At 63.3% G+C, this 16,192-nt stretch carries 13 protein-coding genes; 7 read left to right on the top strand and 6 right to left on the bottom strand.

Translation table 11 applies throughout. From position 1 onward, the window contains the following. Window positions 1–118: 118 nt before the first annotated feature. Together NMB38_RS10655 and NMB38_RS10650 are read right to left on the bottom strand one after the other, a co-directional pair. Window positions 119–775, bottom strand: coding sequence for a CoA transferase subunit B (locus tag NMB38_RS10655; protein ID WP_027916352.1), 657 nt, complete (start codon window positions 773–775; stop codon window positions 119–121). A gap of 33 nt (window positions 776–808) precedes the next feature. Next, the gene (locus NMB38_RS10650; protein ID WP_023535422.1) at window positions 809–1,507 is read right to left on the bottom strand and encodes a CoA transferase subunit A; all 699 of its coding nucleotides are present in this window, start codon (window positions 1,505–1,507) and stop codon (window positions 809–811) included. A gap of 141 nt (window positions 1,508–1,648) precedes the next feature. Here NMB38_RS10650 and NMB38_RS10645 point away from each other — a divergent pair, with 141 nt between their 5' ends. Then, entirely contained in the window at window positions 1,649–2,554 is a 906-nt protein-coding gene (locus NMB38_RS10645) for a LysR family transcriptional regulator (protein ID WP_140174285.1), read from the top strand. Continuing rightward, a complete protein-coding gene (locus tag NMB38_RS10640) occupies window positions 2,542–3,363 on the top strand; it encodes an aldo/keto reductase (protein WP_027916354.1) in 822 nt (273 codons plus the stop codon). Before NMB38_RS10645 ends, NMB38_RS10640 begins: the two co-directional genes overlap by 13 nt. Before the next feature lie 21 nt (window positions 3,364–3,384). Here NMB38_RS10640 and NMB38_RS10635 read toward each other — a convergent pair whose 3' ends face one another. The 4 genes from NMB38_RS10635 to lexA are packed head-to-tail and all read right to left on the bottom strand — an operon-like array spanning window position 3,385 to window position 9,115. Beyond that, a complete protein-coding gene (locus NMB38_RS10635; protein ID WP_345956873.1) occupies window positions 3,385–6,465 on the bottom strand; it encodes an error-prone DNA polymerase in 3,081 nt (1,026 codons plus the stop codon). After that, complete coding sequence (locus NMB38_RS10630; RefSeq protein WP_049696001.1) at window positions 6,462–7,880, bottom strand: Y-family DNA polymerase; 1,419 nt, start codon at window positions 7,878–7,880, stop codon at window positions 6,462–6,464. The genes NMB38_RS10635 and NMB38_RS10630 overlap by 4 nt, the downstream gene beginning before the upstream one ends. A 6-nt stretch (window positions 7,881–7,886) precedes the next feature. Then, window positions 7,887–8,507 (bottom strand): translesion DNA synthesis-associated protein ImuA, encoded by a 621-nt coding sequence (imuA, locus tag NMB38_RS10625; RefSeq protein WP_027916357.1) that lies wholly within the window; start codon window positions 8,505–8,507, stop codon window positions 7,887–7,889. Continuing rightward, on the bottom strand, window positions 8,507–9,115 hold the full coding sequence (gene lexA / locus NMB38_RS10620; RefSeq protein ID WP_088523740.1) for a transcriptional repressor LexA: 609 nt from the start codon (window positions 9,113–9,115) through the stop codon (window positions 8,507–8,509). Before lexA ends, imuA begins: the two co-directional genes overlap by 1 nt. 102 nt (window positions 9,116–9,217) lie before the next feature. Between lexA and NMB38_RS10615 the strand changes: the two genes are divergently transcribed. The 5 genes from NMB38_RS10615 to NMB38_RS10595 all read left to right on the top strand — a co-directional run bounded on the left by NMB38_RS10615 (window position 9,218) and on the right by NMB38_RS10595 (window position 15,968). Further along, on the top strand, window positions 9,218–9,904 hold the full coding sequence (locus tag NMB38_RS10615) for an HAD family hydrolase (protein ID WP_028687777.1): 687 nt from the start codon (window positions 9,218–9,220) through the stop codon (window positions 9,902–9,904). Beyond that, the gene (locus NMB38_RS10610; protein WP_028687776.1) at window positions 9,888–10,466 is read left to right on the top strand and encodes a hypothetical protein; all 579 of its coding nucleotides are present in this window, start codon (window positions 9,888–9,890) and stop codon (window positions 10,464–10,466) included. Before NMB38_RS10615 ends, NMB38_RS10610 begins: the two co-directional genes overlap by 17 nt. A 112-nt stretch (window positions 10,467–10,578) precedes the next feature. Continuing rightward, on the top strand, window positions 10,579–13,092 hold the full coding sequence (gene uvrA, locus NMB38_RS10605; RefSeq protein WP_088523726.1) for an excinuclease ABC subunit UvrA: 2,514 nt from the start codon (window positions 10,579–10,581) through the stop codon (window positions 13,090–13,092). Window positions 13,093–13,167: 75 nt separating this feature from the next. After that, complete coding sequence (locus NMB38_RS10600) at window positions 13,168–14,817, top strand: MFS transporter (RefSeq protein WP_027916362.1); 1,650 nt, start codon at window positions 13,168–13,170, stop codon at window positions 14,815–14,817. Then, window positions 14,814–15,968 (top strand): HlyD family secretion protein, encoded by a 1,155-nt coding sequence (locus tag NMB38_RS10595; protein WP_028687774.1) that lies wholly within the window; start codon window positions 14,814–14,816, stop codon window positions 15,966–15,968. The genes NMB38_RS10600 and NMB38_RS10595 overlap by 4 nt, the downstream gene beginning before the upstream one ends. Window positions 15,969–16,192 lie beyond the last annotated feature (224 nt).

Below are 16,192 nucleotides of genomic sequence, written 5' to 3'. Positions count from 1 at the left end.
AAAGGCTGCGCAGAAATGCGCGAACCCTGCGCCAACGAACCCGCCCGCCCAGATGCCGTGGTGAAAACGGCTACCTGAACGGGCGGGTTCGCCGCAGCAGGGCGAAAGTGCATGTAGGTTAGAAGGTCATTTCCTTCACATCGTCGGCCACGATGAGCTTGCCGGCTGTCTTGGCGATGATTTCTTCGACGCTCACACCGGGGGCGGTTTCGCGCAGGATGAACGCGCCATCCTCGATCTCAAGATAAGCCAGGTCGGTTAGTACCTTGCGGATGCAGCCCGCGCCGGTCAAAGGAAGGCTGCACTGGGGCAGCAGCTTGGACTCCCCGTCCTTGGAGGCGTGGGTCATGGTGACGATGATGTTTTCCGCACCGGCCACCAGGTCCATGGCGCCCCCCATGCCCTTGACCAGCTTGCCAGGGATCATCCAGGAGGCGATGTTGCCCTGCACGTCCACTTCGAAGGCACCGAGCACGGTCAGGTCGACGTGACCGCCACGGATCATGGCGAACGACTGTGCCGAGTCGAAGATCGATGCGCCGATGCGGGCGGTAACGGTCTGTTTGCCTGCGTTGATCATGTCAGCGTCAAGGGTCGCTTCGGTGGGGAATTCCCCCATGCCCAACAGGCCGTTTTCCGACTGGAGCATCACGTCCATGTCGGCCGGCACATAGTTGGCCACCAGGGTGGGAATACCGATACCCAAGTTGACGTAGTAGCCGTCCTTGAGTTCACGTGCAACGCGTTGGGCCATCTGTTCGCGGGTCAGTGCCATGGTGAGAGTCTCTTTGTTGTTCTGTGGGGGCGCTCAGGCCTTGACGGTGCGTTTTTCGATGCGCTTTTCGAAGGTGCCGACGATGACGCGGTCCACGAAGATGCCAGGGGTATGGATTTCGCTGGGCAGCAGCACGCCAGGTTCGACGATTTCCTCGACTTCGACCACGGTGATCTTGCCGGCGGTGGCGGCCAGCGGATTGAAGTTCTGGGCAGTGTTGCGGTAGATCACATTGCCGTAATGATCAGCCTTCCAGCCCTTGACGATGGCAAAGTCACCGGTAATGGCCTCTTCGAGGATGTACTTGCGACCCTTGAATTCACGCACTTCCTTGCCCTCGGCCACCGGGGTGCCATAGCCGGTGGCAGTGAAGAAGGCGGGAATGCCCGCTCCGCCAGCGCGCATCTTTTCGGCCAGGGTACCCTGGGGCGTGAGTTCGACCTCAAGCTCACCGCTGAGCAGCTGGCGTTCGAATTCAGCGTTTTCCCCCACGTAGGACGCGACCATCTTGCGAATCTGATGGTCCTCGAGCAGTACGCCAAGGCCGAAGCCATCGACGCCGCAGTTATTGGAGACCACGGTCAGGCCCTTGACGCCGCGACGCTTGATCTCGGCGATCAGGTTTTCAGGTATGCCGCACAGGCCGAACCCTCCGGCCAGTACGGTCATGCCGTCGGTCAGCCCTTCCAGGGCCTGTTCGTACGTAGCTACGCGTTTGTCCAATCCGGCCATGCTGGTTCGCCTTTTGTAGTTGTTGAGCCGACGGGGCGTCGGTGAGCGTGTGGGGGTATCTTCTCGCTTGCTCACTGATTTGTTAATTTTGTTTTTATGATCGATTGATAAGCACTCCAAATCAAAGCATAGGCGAGTCCCATGAATGTGAAGCAACTGCGCGCCTTCGTCGCCGTGGCCAAGTTCCAGAGCTTTGCCCAGGCCGGTGAGCACCTGCACATCTCGCAGCCCGCCCTGAGCCTGACCATCAAGGCGCTGGAGGAGAACTTGGGCGGCGCGCTGCTCAGCCGTACCACGCGTAGCGTCAGCCTGACTGCCGAAGGTGAGGTACTGCTGCCCTTGGCACGTCGCCTGTTGGCTGACTGGGACGACACCGAAGAAATGCTGCGCCAGCGCTTCACCCTGCAACTGGGCCGGGTGGCCATTGCGGCAATGCCCTCTTTTGCTGGCAACCTGTTGCCAGGGGCTCTCAAGCTTTTTCGCCGGTGCTACCCCAAGGTCAACGTGACCGTGCACGACGTCATCAATGAACAGGTACAGGAACTGGTCAGGCACAGGCGCGTCGAACTGGGCATCGGCTTTGAGCCAGACAATGTCGAGGGCTTGCACTTTCACCCGCTGTACCTTGACCGGTTCGTTGCGGTCGTGCCGGTTGACTCGCCCTTGGCCCGGCTCGCGCAAATCAGTTGGGCGCAGCTTCTGGCCGAGGATTTCGTGGCACTGCAGCGTCCTTCTGCCGTGCGCCTGTTGCTCGAGCAGAACGTGGCGGTGCAGCACGGCAAGCTGGCGGTGGCTTTCGAAAGCCATCAGCTTGCAACCGTAGGCCGCATGGTCGCCAGTGGTCTGGGCGTCAGCGCGGTGCCGGCGCTGTGTATCACACAAATGCAGGAGCTGGGGGCCCGCTGCATCCCCCTGGTCGAACCTGCGGTCGAGCGGCGCATTGGCGTAATGGCCCTGCGCGAGCATACGTTGTCAACGGCAGCCCAGGCGCTGCTGGATGTTCTACTGAATAATACCCATCCACCGGAGGTGACATGCGTGACGTGAAATTGGCAGGCGCCAACGTGCCGATCATCGGCCAGGGCACATGGTACATGGGCGAAGACCCGAGCCGTCGGGCGGCCGAAGTCGCTGCCTTGCAACAAGGCATCGACCTGGGCATGCGCCTGATCGACACCGCCGAGATGTATGCCGAGGGCGGTGCGGAACAGGTGGTGGGCCAGGCCATCGCCGGGCGTCGGGACGAGGTATTTTTGGTGAGCAAGGTCTACCCGCACAACGCCAGCCAGCGCGGCACGCAGGCCGCCTGCGAGCGCAGCCTCAAGCGCCTGGGTACCGACTGCATTGATCTGTACCTGCTGCACTGGCGCGGTCAGTACCCATTGCAGGAAACCGTGGACGCTTTCGAGCGCCTGCGCGAGGCAGGCAAGATCAAGCGTTGGGGCGTGTCCAACTTCGACGTGGATGACCTTCAAGAACTGGACAACCCCGATTGTGCAACCAACCAGGTGCTCTACAACCCTGCGCAACGAGGTATCGAATTCGACCTGCTGCCCTGGTCGATACAGCAGGGACTGCCCATCATGGCCTACTGCCCCCTTGCTCAGGCAGGGCGTTTGCTGCAACACCCAGTGCTCAAGCAGATCGCCCACGACCATGGTGCTACCCCGGCCCAGGTCTGCCTGGCTTGGGTCACGCGGCACAATGGCATGATCGCGATTCCAAAAGCCGTGACACCCGAGCATGTCAGGCTCAATGCCGAGGCAGCGCGTTTGAACTTGACCGCCGATGACCTGAACGCCATCGACCAGGCATTCGAAGTACCCACCCGCAAGCAGCGCCTAGCGATGGTGTAAGCAAAGCCGTGCTGCAGGGGTTCAGTGGAAATCCCGGCTGCGTACGTCCAGCCCCTGCAGCAGCACGCTGACATCCTCCAGCCGCCTGGCCACCAAATGGCGTACGCCATTTTCCTGTTCCAGGCGGCCACTGACCTTCATCAGCCGAGCGCCGACCAACGCGCGCCGCTGCCGTTCGGCGAGGTCCCGCCATACGACCACGTTGACCATGCCGAACTCGTCCTCGAGCGTTACGAAGGTCACGCCACTGGCGGTCTGTGGCCGCTGCCTGCCCACCACCAGCCCTGCCATGGCAATGGCGTCGCCATGTTCGACGCCGTGCAGTTCACCGGAACTGCGACAGCCCAAGGCACGCAGACGGGATCGGAGCAAGGTCAATGGGTGGGGCCCCAAGGTCGTGCCCATGGCATGATAGTCGGCCACCAAGTCTTCGCCGACGGTGGGTGCCGGCAGGTCGACGCGTTCCTCCGGGGGCGCCTGCACGTCGGCGAACAAAGGCAATTGCGCCTGCACCGCCGCCACCTCCCAGCGCGCCTGGTGCCGGTGCCTGGCCAGCGCGACCAGGGCCCCTGCGTCCGCCAGACGAGCCCGGGCGCGCTCATCCAGGGCCGAGCGCAGGCACAGGTCCTCGACGTCTCGCCACGGCTGCACCGCCCTTGCCTGTTCGAGCCGGCGCACATCGGCTTCGGCCAGGCCGCGGACCAAGCGCAAGCCCATGCGAATGGCCAGTTCTCCCCCGGGCCCAGGCTCGAGCGTGCAGTCCCACTGGCTGTGACACACGTCCACCGGCCTTACCTCGATACCCTGGCGGCGGGCCTCCTGGAGCAGTTGGTCGGGGCTGTAGAACCCCATCGGCCAGCTATTGACCAGCGCGCAGGTGAAGATGGCCGGCTCGTGGCATTTCAACCAACTGCTGGCATAACACAGCAGTGCGAAACTGGCGGCGTGGGACTCGGGGAATCCGTAGCTGCCAAAGCCCTTGATCTGTTCGAAGATGCGTTCGGCGAACGCCAGTTCGTAGCCATTGCGCTGCATCCCTTCGAGCAAGCGCTTGCGGTGCGGCTCCAGCCCGCCGTGGCGTTTCCAGGCGGCCATGCTGCGACGCAACTGGTCGGCCTCACCGGGGCTGTAGTCAGCCGCCACCATGGCCAACTCCATCACCTGCTCCTGGAACAGCGGAACGCCAAGGGTACGCTCGAACACCGCTTTCAGCTTGGGCGATGGGTAGGTCACCGGTTCCTGCTTGAGCCGCCTGCGCAAGTAGGGATGGACCATGTCGCCCTGGATGGGGCCAGGGCGCACGATGGCGACCTCGATGACCAGGTCGTAGAAGGTTCTGGGCTGCAGGCGCGGCAACATGGCCATTTGCGCCCTGGACTCAATCTGGAATACGCCCATGGTCTCGGCGCGGCTGATCATGGCATAGGTGGCCGGGTCTTCGGCAGGGACGGTGGCCAGCGTCAAATGTCGCCCACGGTGCTGCTGCACCAGCGCGAAGCAGCGACGCAGTGCACTAAGCATGCCCAGCGCCAGCACATCGACCTTGAGCAGGCCGACCATGTCGAGGTCATCCTTGTCCCATTGGATCACGGTGCGTTCGGCCATGGCCGCGTTTTCCACGGGCACCAGCTGGTCGAGGGGTTGTTGCGAGATGACGAAGCCACCTGGGTGTTGTGACAGGTGCCGGGGAAAACCGATCAGCTCACCGGCCAGCACCAGGATACGCCGCAACATCAGGTTGCCTGCATCGAACCCCGCCTCGGCCAAACGCTGTGCATCGGGGATGCGGTCGCTCCAACGGCCGCAGCATTTGGCCAGGGCGTCCACCTGGTCGGCCGGCAGGCCCAATGCGCGAGCGACATCGCGTACCGCCCCGCTGGCGTGATAGGTGTTGACGACCGCCGTCAACGCCGCGCGGTGTCGACCATAGCGCCTGAACACGTACTGGATGACTTCCTCGCGCCGGTCGTGCTCGAAGTCCACATCGATGTCCGGCGGCTCGTTGCGCTCGCGTGACAGAAAGCGCTCGAACAGCAACCGATGTTTCATGGGGTCCAGCTCGGTGATCCCCAGCACGAAGCACACCACCGAGTTGGCGGCAGAGCCGCGCCCCTGGCACAGGATGTGCTGCTCGCGGGCAAAGGCCACGATGTCGTGAACGGTGAGGAAGTAACTCTCGTAGCTCAGCTCGCTGATCAGCGCCAGCTCCCGATCAAGGGCTTGGCGAACTTGATCGCTCGGGCCTTGGGGCCAGCGCAGCGGCAACCCTTGTTCGCACAGCTCACGCAACCAACTGGCAGCGGTATGCCCAGCGGGTACCAGTTCTTCGGGGTAGCGATAGCGCAGCTCACCAAGGTCGAAACGGCAATGCTCGGCAATCACCAAGGTCTGGGCCAGCAGGTCGGCGGGATACAACTCGGCCAATTGGGCAGGGGTACGCAAATGACGCTCGCCGTTGGCGTACAGAAAGCGCCCTGCCTCAGCCACTTGGCAGCGCCGGCCAATTGCCGTCATGCAGTCTTGCAGGGCGCGCCGACCGCGCACGTGCATGTGAACATCCCCGCACGCCACCGCATTCACACCCAAGGTTGCCGCCAATGCACGCAGACGCGCCAGACGCTGGTCGTCATCGACACCGCGGTGCAAATGCACGGCCAGCCAGAGGCGGGCCGCGAAGACCTCCCTCAACCAGTCGCCCGCAGCTTGATCGGCAACATCATCAGGCACCCATAATGCCAACAGGCCCTTGCTGTGCGCAGGCAGGTCCTCGCGCAACAGCTGGTAGTCCCCTTTGGGCGCCCTACGCCGCGCACGGGTGATCAGGGCGCAAAGGTTCTGGTAGCCCTGCAGGTCTTGCACCAGCAGCACCAGCTTGGGCCCATCCTGCAGTTGCACTTCGCTGCCGACGATCAGCCGTACACCCTGCTCTTTCGCCGCTTGCCAGGCGCGCACAATGCCAGCCAAGGTGCATTCGTCGGTAATGGCCAGGGCTTGGTAGCCTTGCTCGCGAGCCCGGCGGAACAACTCATCCGCGCTTGACGCTCCGCGCTGGAAGCTGAAATTGCTCAGGCAATGCAACTCCGCGTAGCCAAAGCCGCTCATGAAAACCAGCCCTGCAACCATAGCGGCCCGCCTTGGCCGAGGTCACGGTAGGCCCACCCACGCAGGCCCTCACGGGTTTCGATGCGGTAGTAATCACGGCGTACGTCCGCGCCGTCCCACCAACCGGACTCGATGCGCTCGGCCTGCCCGTGAACCTGATAGGCCTGTTCGTCGAGCACCGTGGGGGTGGCCAGCAGCCAGCCAGGACGGCTGCCCGGTGTGACGCACAGGCTGGACCACTGGCCGACTTCATTGGCCTGCCATGCCTGTTCAGGACGGTGATCGGCCACGGCGCTGAGCCCCGTCACGGCCTGGTCACCCAGACGTGCACGCAAGCGTTCGCGCAGTTGTTCCCACGGTTGGGCCTGCTGGGCGCGTGGATCGAACAACGCCTTGTGCTGAGGCACGAATGGCGGCAAGTCCTCGGCCACCAGGCGCAGGTTGCGCACCGGCGCCTTCAGACGCACCAATTCCAGCCTGCCACGGGCCAGTTCAAGCAACATGGCCGGGTCGCGTTCTGCGGCCAGCAATCCAACGTCAAGCTGGGTGTCATGGCCCTGCGCGTGCTCCATGTACACCTTGAATCGCTGGACGCCACAGTCGCGCCCAGCCAGGAAAGCGGCCAGGTCTGTCAGCATGCGACGTAATGGGAACAATAGCGCCTGGTGCGACTCCACATCGAAGTTCAGCTCCAACCGCGCCTCGAAACGGTCCGGCGGTTCGAAGAATGCAAGGCCCAGGTTGCGCATGCCCAGTAACTGGTCCAGGTGCAACTGCACCTGGGCAGCAAAGCGCCTTGCCAATGCGTCGCGCGGTAGCGCCAGTACCTGTTTCAGCTGGCGCAACCCCATGCGGCCGAAGGCCTGGGCATCCTCCGGGCGCAGGCCGATCCGGTCGATGGGCATTTCGGCCAGTGCCGCACGAGTCGAAGCGGCATCCTCCAACGCCAACCCGTCGTGAGTATTGGCCAGCATGCGCGCAGCCACCGGATTGCTGGCCAGGACGATGCGTTGACGCAAGCCCAGCGCAGACAGTTCCTGGCGCAAGCGCGCCTCCAGTACCGGCCATGGCCCGAACAGCTGCAGGCTCGACCCTACTTCCAGCAACAAGGTTCGCGGATAGTGCAAGCTGACCTGGGCACTGAAGCGATATGCCCAGGCGGCCAGCAACTGCTGCAAAGCATCGATGCGCTTGGGATCGACTTCGAGGCAGGAGAAGCCATCGGCCAGCGCACGGGCGGCCGTCAGGGTTTGGCCGGCGCGAAGCCCCAGAGCGGCAGCCGCAGGGTTGACCGATTGCAGGACCCGGCGCTGACTGGGACCACCCAGCAGCACCAGCGGTGCGTCACGGTCGTCGCGCTCGCGCAGCAGGCTGTCCAGCGCCAACTGCGGAAATAGAATGCAGGCCCACAACATGTTCCATCATCCCTGCCTTGAACACGCGATCGGTAAGGCCGGCGGCATGCCGCCACGGCATTTGAGTACCCGCCACTGGGGTGGGCGTGCGTCGATGGCGATGCGCAATGCCGCAGGCGACGGGTTATGCATGGCCGCTTGCCCACGGCAGGCGAACGCCAGGGCCTGCCCGGTTTCCGCCGCGACCTGCAAGCGGCGCAAGGCGCGGTCGTCGGCGCGTTCTGGCCAACACACCACCGCGGCACAACTGCCCGAACGCAGGCACTGTTCGGCGGCCCACAGGGTGTCGGTAGTGCCCGCGTCGACCTGGAACAGCCAGCGCAGGTCGATACCCGCCGCCTGCCAGGCTGGCGCAAAAGGAATGAAGGGAGGTGATACCAACACCACGCGTCCGCCCTCGCCGCTCAGGCGCGCCAGCGTGGGCCAAAGCAATTGCAGTTCGCCGCTACCAGGCCGCACGAGCAACAATTCGCTGAGCGCCGCCGCCGGCCAGCCGCCTTCGGGCAGGCGTTCGTCCAGGCTGGCATGCCCGGTCGGTTGCAGACCCTGTGGCCGGGCCTGGGCTTGACGGCCACGCCATACCCGACGCTGGTCGAGCAGCCTGTCCAGATCGATGACCGCGCCCATCAGTCGCGCCGCACCAGGCCACAGAAGATGCCTTCGATGAACAGCTCCTGATCCGGCCCTACGTCAATTGGTGCGTACGCCGGATTGCGCGGCACCAGCCGATAGCCCTCGCCGTGGCGCTGGAGGCGCTTGATGGTCACCTCGCCGTCCAGCCGAGCGACCACGATCTGCCCTTCCCGTACATCGCCCTGCTGGCGGATGCCGACCAGGTCACCGTCGAGGATGCCGTCACCTATCATCGAGTCCCCGCGCACCTTGAGCAGGTAATCGGGAGTACGACGAAACAGGCTGGGGTCGAGCATCAATTGCTCGTGGATGTCGAGGTCCGGCCCGATCGGCGCACCCGCGGCCACCTGTCCGAGCACCGGCAGTTCGAGCATTTCAGGCCGGCGTAGCGGCCTTGCCAGGCGAATACTGCGGGCCTGATTGGGGGTGACGTCGATGTAGCCTGCCTGGCACAGCGCGGTGATGTGCTTGCGGGCCACGCTGCGTGAGGCAAAGCCAAAGCGCGTGGCGATATCGGCCAGGCTGGGAGGCTGGCCTTGTTCGGTGATGCGCTCGCGAATGAAATCGAAAATGGCGCGGCGCTTGGGGGTTAGATTATCCATGGAGCACATTTGTACTCTTTCCGGAGCACGCTGACCAGCCCCCTTCGTCGTCGTCATTGGTTATGATCCTATGGCCACCCTGTACCTGCTTTGGAAATCCCCATGCTCAATGCATTGCTGTTCGACCTAGATGGCACCCTCACCGACACCGATACCCTCCATTTACAGGCGTTTCGCCAGCTCTTGCGTGAATACGACGGCCGAGCATTGAGCCAGGGCCAGTTCGATGCTCAGATCAGCGGCCGGGCCAATGGCGAACTGTTCGCCGAGTTGTTCGAGGGTGCCACTGCCTTGCAGTGCCAGGCACTTGCCGAACGCAAGGAAGCGCTTTTTCGTGAAATGTCACCAAAGCTCGAGCCCCTGCCTGGGCTGATCCGTTTGCTTGATCACGCCAGCACCCACGGCTTTGGCATGTGCGTAGTGACCAACGCCCCGCGGCTCAATGCCGAACACATGCTCGCAGGCCTGAAGCTGAGCGACAGGTTCGACCACGTGGTGATTGCCGATGAACTGGCCAAGCCCAAGCCCGACCCGCTTCCCTACCTGACCGGCCTGCAGCGACTGGATGCCCATGCTGACCAGGCGTTGGCTTTCGAAGACTCGCTACCGGGCGTTCGGGCAGCCAGCGCTGCCGGGATCTTCACGGTCGGCCTTGCCACTACCCAGACGCCACAACGTTTGATCGAGGCAGGTGCGCGCCTGGTCATCGACAACTTCGAAGATGCGCGCCTGTGGGCGTTATTGGGCGCGGACAGGGCACCGGCGGGAAGCGATGACACAGCACGCTGAGCTTCACCTGCGCAGCCCCTTGCTGTTTCGCTTCGTAGCGTTGGGTATTGGGCTGGGCATGGTCGCCGTGTGCAGCCTGGCGTTGTATGCCATCTGGGTGGATGTGCTACCAGTCTTCGGGCGCCTGTACCGCGGTGCTCCGGTGGTCGAGACTTCATTTGGAGCTTTCTTCTTGATCGGGGTGATTTCGTTGACGCCCATTGTAATCGCCGCTGCCATGACCGGCTTTTTTACCGGGCGCAAGTTCGACCCGCCGAGGGGGTCCTGGCTTGCTCGATTCCAGCTTCGCTCTTTTCAGGTCACACTCATGGCGATATGCATCGCGGCCCCGGTGATGATTGCAGTCAGCACGGCCACGCTCCTGATCAAGGACTATCGGCCCTGCACCAAACTGCGCATTTCCGGATCGCGCGGGCACATGTTCTGGGTCAATGATGACCGGGTGTGTTTTACCCCGGATGCTTACATCAATGATCATTGGCCCTGCAAAACGGTGGGTGACCGGACGGTGTGCGTCCAGGTGGATGGCCACGCTCCACTCGGCTCGCAGGCTGCCCGGTAGAACCTCCTGGCCGCTTGGAGCGTCCTACAGCTATTCCTATTCGACCGCAGGCCATACGTGATCGCTGGCCTGCTATGTCTCCTCGACCCGACTGCCAAGCAAGGACAGCAACATGCCAAGCGACAAACCCGCCTTCAGCGGTTTCATTCGTGTACGGGGTGCGCGCGAGCACAACCTCAAGAATGTCGATGTAGAGGTACCGCGCGACGCATTGGTGGTGTTTACCGGAGTGTCGGGTTCCGGCAAGTCTTCCTTGGCTTTTTCGACACTGTACGCCGAGGCCCAGCGCCGCTACTTCGAATCGGTTGCGCCCTACGCTCGGCGGCTGATCGACCAAGTGGGTGTACCGGACGTGGACGCCATCGAAGGCTTGCCTCCCGCGGTGGCGCTGCAGCAGCAGCGTGGCAGCCCCAGTGCGCGGTCTTCGGTAGGCAGCGTCACCACGCTATCGAGCTCCATCCGCATGCTGTACTCGCGTGCAGGCCATTACCCCGCGGACCAGCCAATGCTGTATGCCGAGGATTTCTCGGCCAACACGCCGCAAGGCGCCTGCCCCGCGTGCCATGGGCTCGGCCGGGTCTACGAGGTCACCGAGGCGACCATGGTCCCGGACCCCTCATTGAGCATCCGGGAGCGCGCAGTGGCTGCCTGGCCCATGGCGTGGCAAGGGCAAAACCTGCGGGACATTCTGGTCACCCTGGGCTACGACGTGGATGTGCCTTGGCGCGATCTGCCCCAGAAGCAGCGTGACTGGATTCTCTACACCGAAGAAACACCCACCGTGCCAGTCTACGCGGGCCTTACGCCGGCCCAGGCACGTGCCGCCCTCAAACGCAAGGCAGAACCTAGCTACCAAGGCACGTTCACCGGCGCTCGGCGCTATGTGCTGCATACGTTCATGCACTCGCAAAGTGCACAGATGCGCAAGCGCGTTTCCCGTTACATGCGCCCGAGCCCCTGCCCCACGTGCCAAGGCAAACGTCTCAAGCGCGAGGCATTGAGTGTCACCTTCGCAGGCCTGGATATCGCAGCGCTTTCGCAACTGCCCCTGCAGGCCTTGGCTGAGGTATTGCGCAAGGTGGCGGCAGCCGAGTACCTGATTCAGGACGACGACCTGACAGTTGAAAAACGCCTGGCCGCGCAACGCATTGCCACTGAGCTGCTGGTGCGCATCGACACGCTGCTTGAGCTCGGCCTGGGTTACCTGGCACTCGAACGCAGCACCCCTACCCTGTCTTCGGGCGAGCTGCAGCGCCTGCGCCTGGCCACGCAGCTCAATTCGCAGCTGTTTGGCGTGGTCTATGTGCTGGACGAACCCTCCGCCGGCCTGCACCCGGCCGACAGCGAAGCCTTGTTCGATGCCCTGCAGCGCCTCAAGCAGGCGGGCAATTCGGTGTACGTGGTCGAACACGACCTGGACACCATGCGCCGTGCGGACTGGCTGGTGGACGTGGGGCCGGCCGCCGGAGAGCACGGGGGCAAGATTCTCTACAGTGGCCCTCCGGCCGGCCTGGCCCAGGTCGAGCAATCGTGTACGGCCCGCTATCTATTCCAGGCACAGGACAAGACACACCGCCAACATCGCGAGCCCCAGGCCTGGCTACGCCTGGAGGGCATAACCCGCAACAACCTCGACAACCTCAGTGCAGCGTTCCCGCTGGGCTGCTTCACGGCGGTGACCGGCATTTCGGGCTCCGGCAAGTCGAGCCTGGTCAGCCAGGCCCTGCTGGACTTGGTAGGCACACACCTGGGTCACGCCGAGGCTTCACAGGATGCCCAGGTGCCTGACCTGGAAGACGAGCCAGAGCAGGTGAGCACGGGCCGCGTCAGCGCAGGCCTTGAGCACATCAAGCGGCTGGTGCAGGTAGACCAGAAACCGATCGGCCGAACGCCTCGGTCCAACCTGGCCACCTACACCGGCTTGTTCGATCATGTGCGCAAATTATTCGCCAGTACCGAACAGGCCAAGGCCCAGGGCTTCGATGCCGGGCGTTTCTCATTCAACGTCGCGAAAGGTCGATGCCCTACGTGCGAAGGCGAAGGATTCGTCAGTGTCGAGTTGCTGTTCATGCCAAGCGTGTTCGCTCCTTGCCCGACCTGTCACGGGGCCCGCTACAATCCAGAGACCCTTTCGGTGAGCTGGCAAGGCATGAATATCGCCCAGGTGCTGCAACTGACCGTGGAGCAAGCGCTGAGGGTGTTTGAGGATCAGCCCTCGGCGCGGCGTTCGCTTCAGGTGCTGCAAGACATAGGCTTGGGCTATCTGCGTCTGGGCCAGCCGGCAACGGAGCTGTCAGGGGGCGAAGCACAACGGATCAAGTTGGCCACCGAACTGCAACGCCAGGCCCGCGGCGCCACCTTGTATGTACTCGATGAGCCGACCAACGGCCTGCACCCACAAGATGTCGACCGGTTGCTGGTGCAGCTCAACCGCCTGGTGGATAACGGCCACAGCGTGGTGGTGGTCGAACATGACATGCGCGTAGTCGCCCAGTGCGATTGGGTGATCGACATCGGCCCTGGGGCTGGCGATGCCGGCGGCAAGGTGGTCGCCAGCGGCAACCCCGGTCAGGTGGCCAAGGCCAAGCACAGCCGCACAGCCGCCTTCCTGGCACGGGCCTTGTAGCAGCGCTGGATAACATCGACGCAGGCGCAAGCGGCCACACAACGGCTGCATCCAACACCTTAGACAGGCTGTTTCATGGACAAGTACGCACCCCGCCAGTGGTTACCCCACGAGAAACCGACCCTGCCAGGTTCGCCGTCCACGCCCCTGCACAGCCCAGCCAAGCGCCTGGCCTATGGTCTGGTTGGTTTGCTGGTCGCCATCACCGGCGGGCTGGGCAACGCGCTGGTGACCGCAAACCTTGTGTTCCTGCAAGGTGCACTGGGCGCGACCACTGCGGAAATGGCCTGGTTGCCGGCTGCCTACGTGATGACCAACGTGTCCATGAACCTGTTGCTGGTCAAGTTTCGCCAGCAATTCGGCCTGCGTGCCTTTACCGAAGTGTTTCTGGTGCTCTATGCCCTGGTGACCTTCGCCCACCTCCTGGTCAACGACCTGAATTCGGCCATTGCCGTGCGGGCCGCCCACGGCATGGTGGGCGCCGCGTTGACCTCGCTTGGCCTGTACTACATGATCCAGGCCTTCCCGGCACAGTGGCGGCTCAAGGCAATGGTTCTGGGCCTTGGCGCTTCCCAGCTGGCCTTGCCGCTGGCACGGATATTTTCTGAAGACCTGCTGTTGATCGCCGAGTGGCGGGGGCTTTACTTGTTCGAACTGGGGCTGGCGCTGACAGCCCTGGGCTGCGTACTTCTGCTCAAACTACCGCCCGGTGACCGCTTCAAGACCTTCGAGCCTCTGGATTTTCTCACCTTCGCCCTGATGGCCAGCGGCACGGCGCTGCTCTGCGCTGCTTTGTCGCTTGGGCGCATCGACTGGTGGTTGGATGCGCCGTGGATCGGCATGGCGCTGGCAGGCTCGATCGTCCTGATCCTGAGCGGGCTGGCGATCGAGCACAACCGGGAGAACCCCCTGCTGATGACGCGGTGGCTGGGCAGCGGCGCCATCATCCGCCTGGGGCTGTGCGTGATCCTCATCCGTATGGTCACCTCCGAGCAATCCACCGGCGCAGTCGGCTTTCTGCAGATGCTCAACATGTCCAGTGAACAGATGCGTTCGCTGTACTGGATCATGCTGCTCGGTGCGGTCGCCGGGTTGGCGACCAGCGCCTTGACCATCAACCCTAACCACTTGATCCTACCGCTGCTGATCTCCCTGCTGGCCATGGCAGTAGGCGCCTTCATGGACAGCACGTCGAGCAACCTGACCCGGCCTGCGCAAATGTACCTGAGCCAGTTTTTGTTGGCCTTCGGCAGTACGTTCTTCCTGGGCCCCTCCATGGCCCTGGGCATTGGCCATGTGCGGGCCAACCCGCAGAACCTGGTGAGCTTCTCGGTGCTGTTCGGCATCTGCAACAACCTCGGTGGTCTGATCGGTGCAGCGCTGCTGGGCACGTTCCAGATCTGGCGGGAAAAATTTCACTCAAGTCACCTGATGGACCACCTGAGCAGCGTGGAACCGCTGGTCACCGCCCGGGTTCAAAGTGGGGGTGCAAGCGTCGGGCGCCTGATCGCCGACCCTGCCCTGCGTACTGAAGTGGGCATGCGCCAACTGGCTAGCGCGGCCACCCGAGAAGCCAATGTGCTGGCCTACAACGATGTGTTCATGCTCATTGGCGCTATCGCTATTCTCACCATGATCTGGATCTGCATACGCGGCACCTGGCTCTGGTACAGCAAACGTCAGGCTCGCCTGACCGACTCATCCCTTGGCGCACCGACACGATGACCGAACAATCCCGCACCACCACCACGACTGCCATCGCCGAAGCGCCGGAGGGCACTACGCCACCAAGTGAGCCAACTTCACCCGGACGCACTCGCAAGGTGCGCATACTGTCAGCCATCACCTTCGGCTGTGTCGCCCTGGTCGGCGTACTGGTGGTGCTTTATGCGTGGCGCCTGCCCCCTTTCAGCAGCGCCATCGAAAGTACCGAAAACGCCATGGTGCGCGGGCAGGTCACGATCATCGGACCGCAGTTGAGCGGCTATATCGTCGAGGTGCCAGTGCAGGACTTCCAGTACGTCAAGGCGGGCCAGTTGCTGGTCAAGCTCGATGACCGGATCTACACCCAGCGCCTTGCTCAGGCCATCGCTCAGCAGCAGCAACAAGAGGCGGCGCTGGCCAACAATGCGCAGCAGCGCAAGAGCGCTGAGGCGACCATCGCCCAGCGCCAGGCTGCCATCAATGACGCTGCCGCGCAGTTGACCAAGGCGAAGGCCGATCTGTCGCGCAACCAGGCGCTGGTCACCGATGGATCGGTGTCACGACGTGAACTGGATGTCACCCGCGCCAGCGAGGCGGCGGCGGCGGCGAGCCTTGCGCAGGCAAAGGCTGCGCTGGAGATTGCCCGGCAGGATCGCGAGTCGGTGATCGTCAACCGCGCGGCGCTGCTGGCTGCGGTCGAGAATGCCAAGGCCGCCGTGGCCCTGGCCCGCATCGATCTGGACAACACCCGCGTGACCGCGCCAAGGGACGGGCAGTTGGGGCAGATCGGGACGCGCCTGGGCGCCTATGTCAACTCCGGTGCCCAGCTGATGGCGCTGGTACCCGATACCTTGTGGATCATCGCCAATATGAAGGAAACGCAGATGGCCGACGTGCGCATCGGCCAGCCGGCCAGTTTCACGGTGGATGCCTTGAACCATCTCAAACTGTACGGGCACATCGAACAGATTTCCCCTGCCACTGGCTCGGAGTTCGCGTTGCTTCAGGCGGACAATGCGACCGGCAACTTCGTCAAGATCGCCCAACGCATTCCAGTGCGTATCACAGTGGATGCCGGCCAGCCAGAGGCTGCGCGGCTGCGGCCGGGTATGTCGGTGGTGGTCAGTATCGACACGGGGGAGCAGCCGTCCTGTGGCAGAGCGGGTTGCTAGCGGATTGATGGGGGGTGTGCCCTTGGATGGGTCACGTGTTGGCGAGAGTGGACAATGGGTATTACTCTACACCCCATAGATCAGTCTCTTTAATCAGGGTGTGGCTGCATTCGAACACCTTTGCGAGCCACCACTTCTTGTAGGAGCGACCATGTGCCACGATGGCCGTGCAGCGGCCCCAGTTTATTTGCTGTGATTCAAACACTAGGGCCGCTTCGCGGCCA

Source organism: Pseudomonas sp. FBCC-B35 (genome assembly GCF_059133755.1).
The sequence above is the reverse complement of the archived record's forward strand: the minus strand, read 5'-3'. Positions and strand labels throughout refer to the sequence as shown.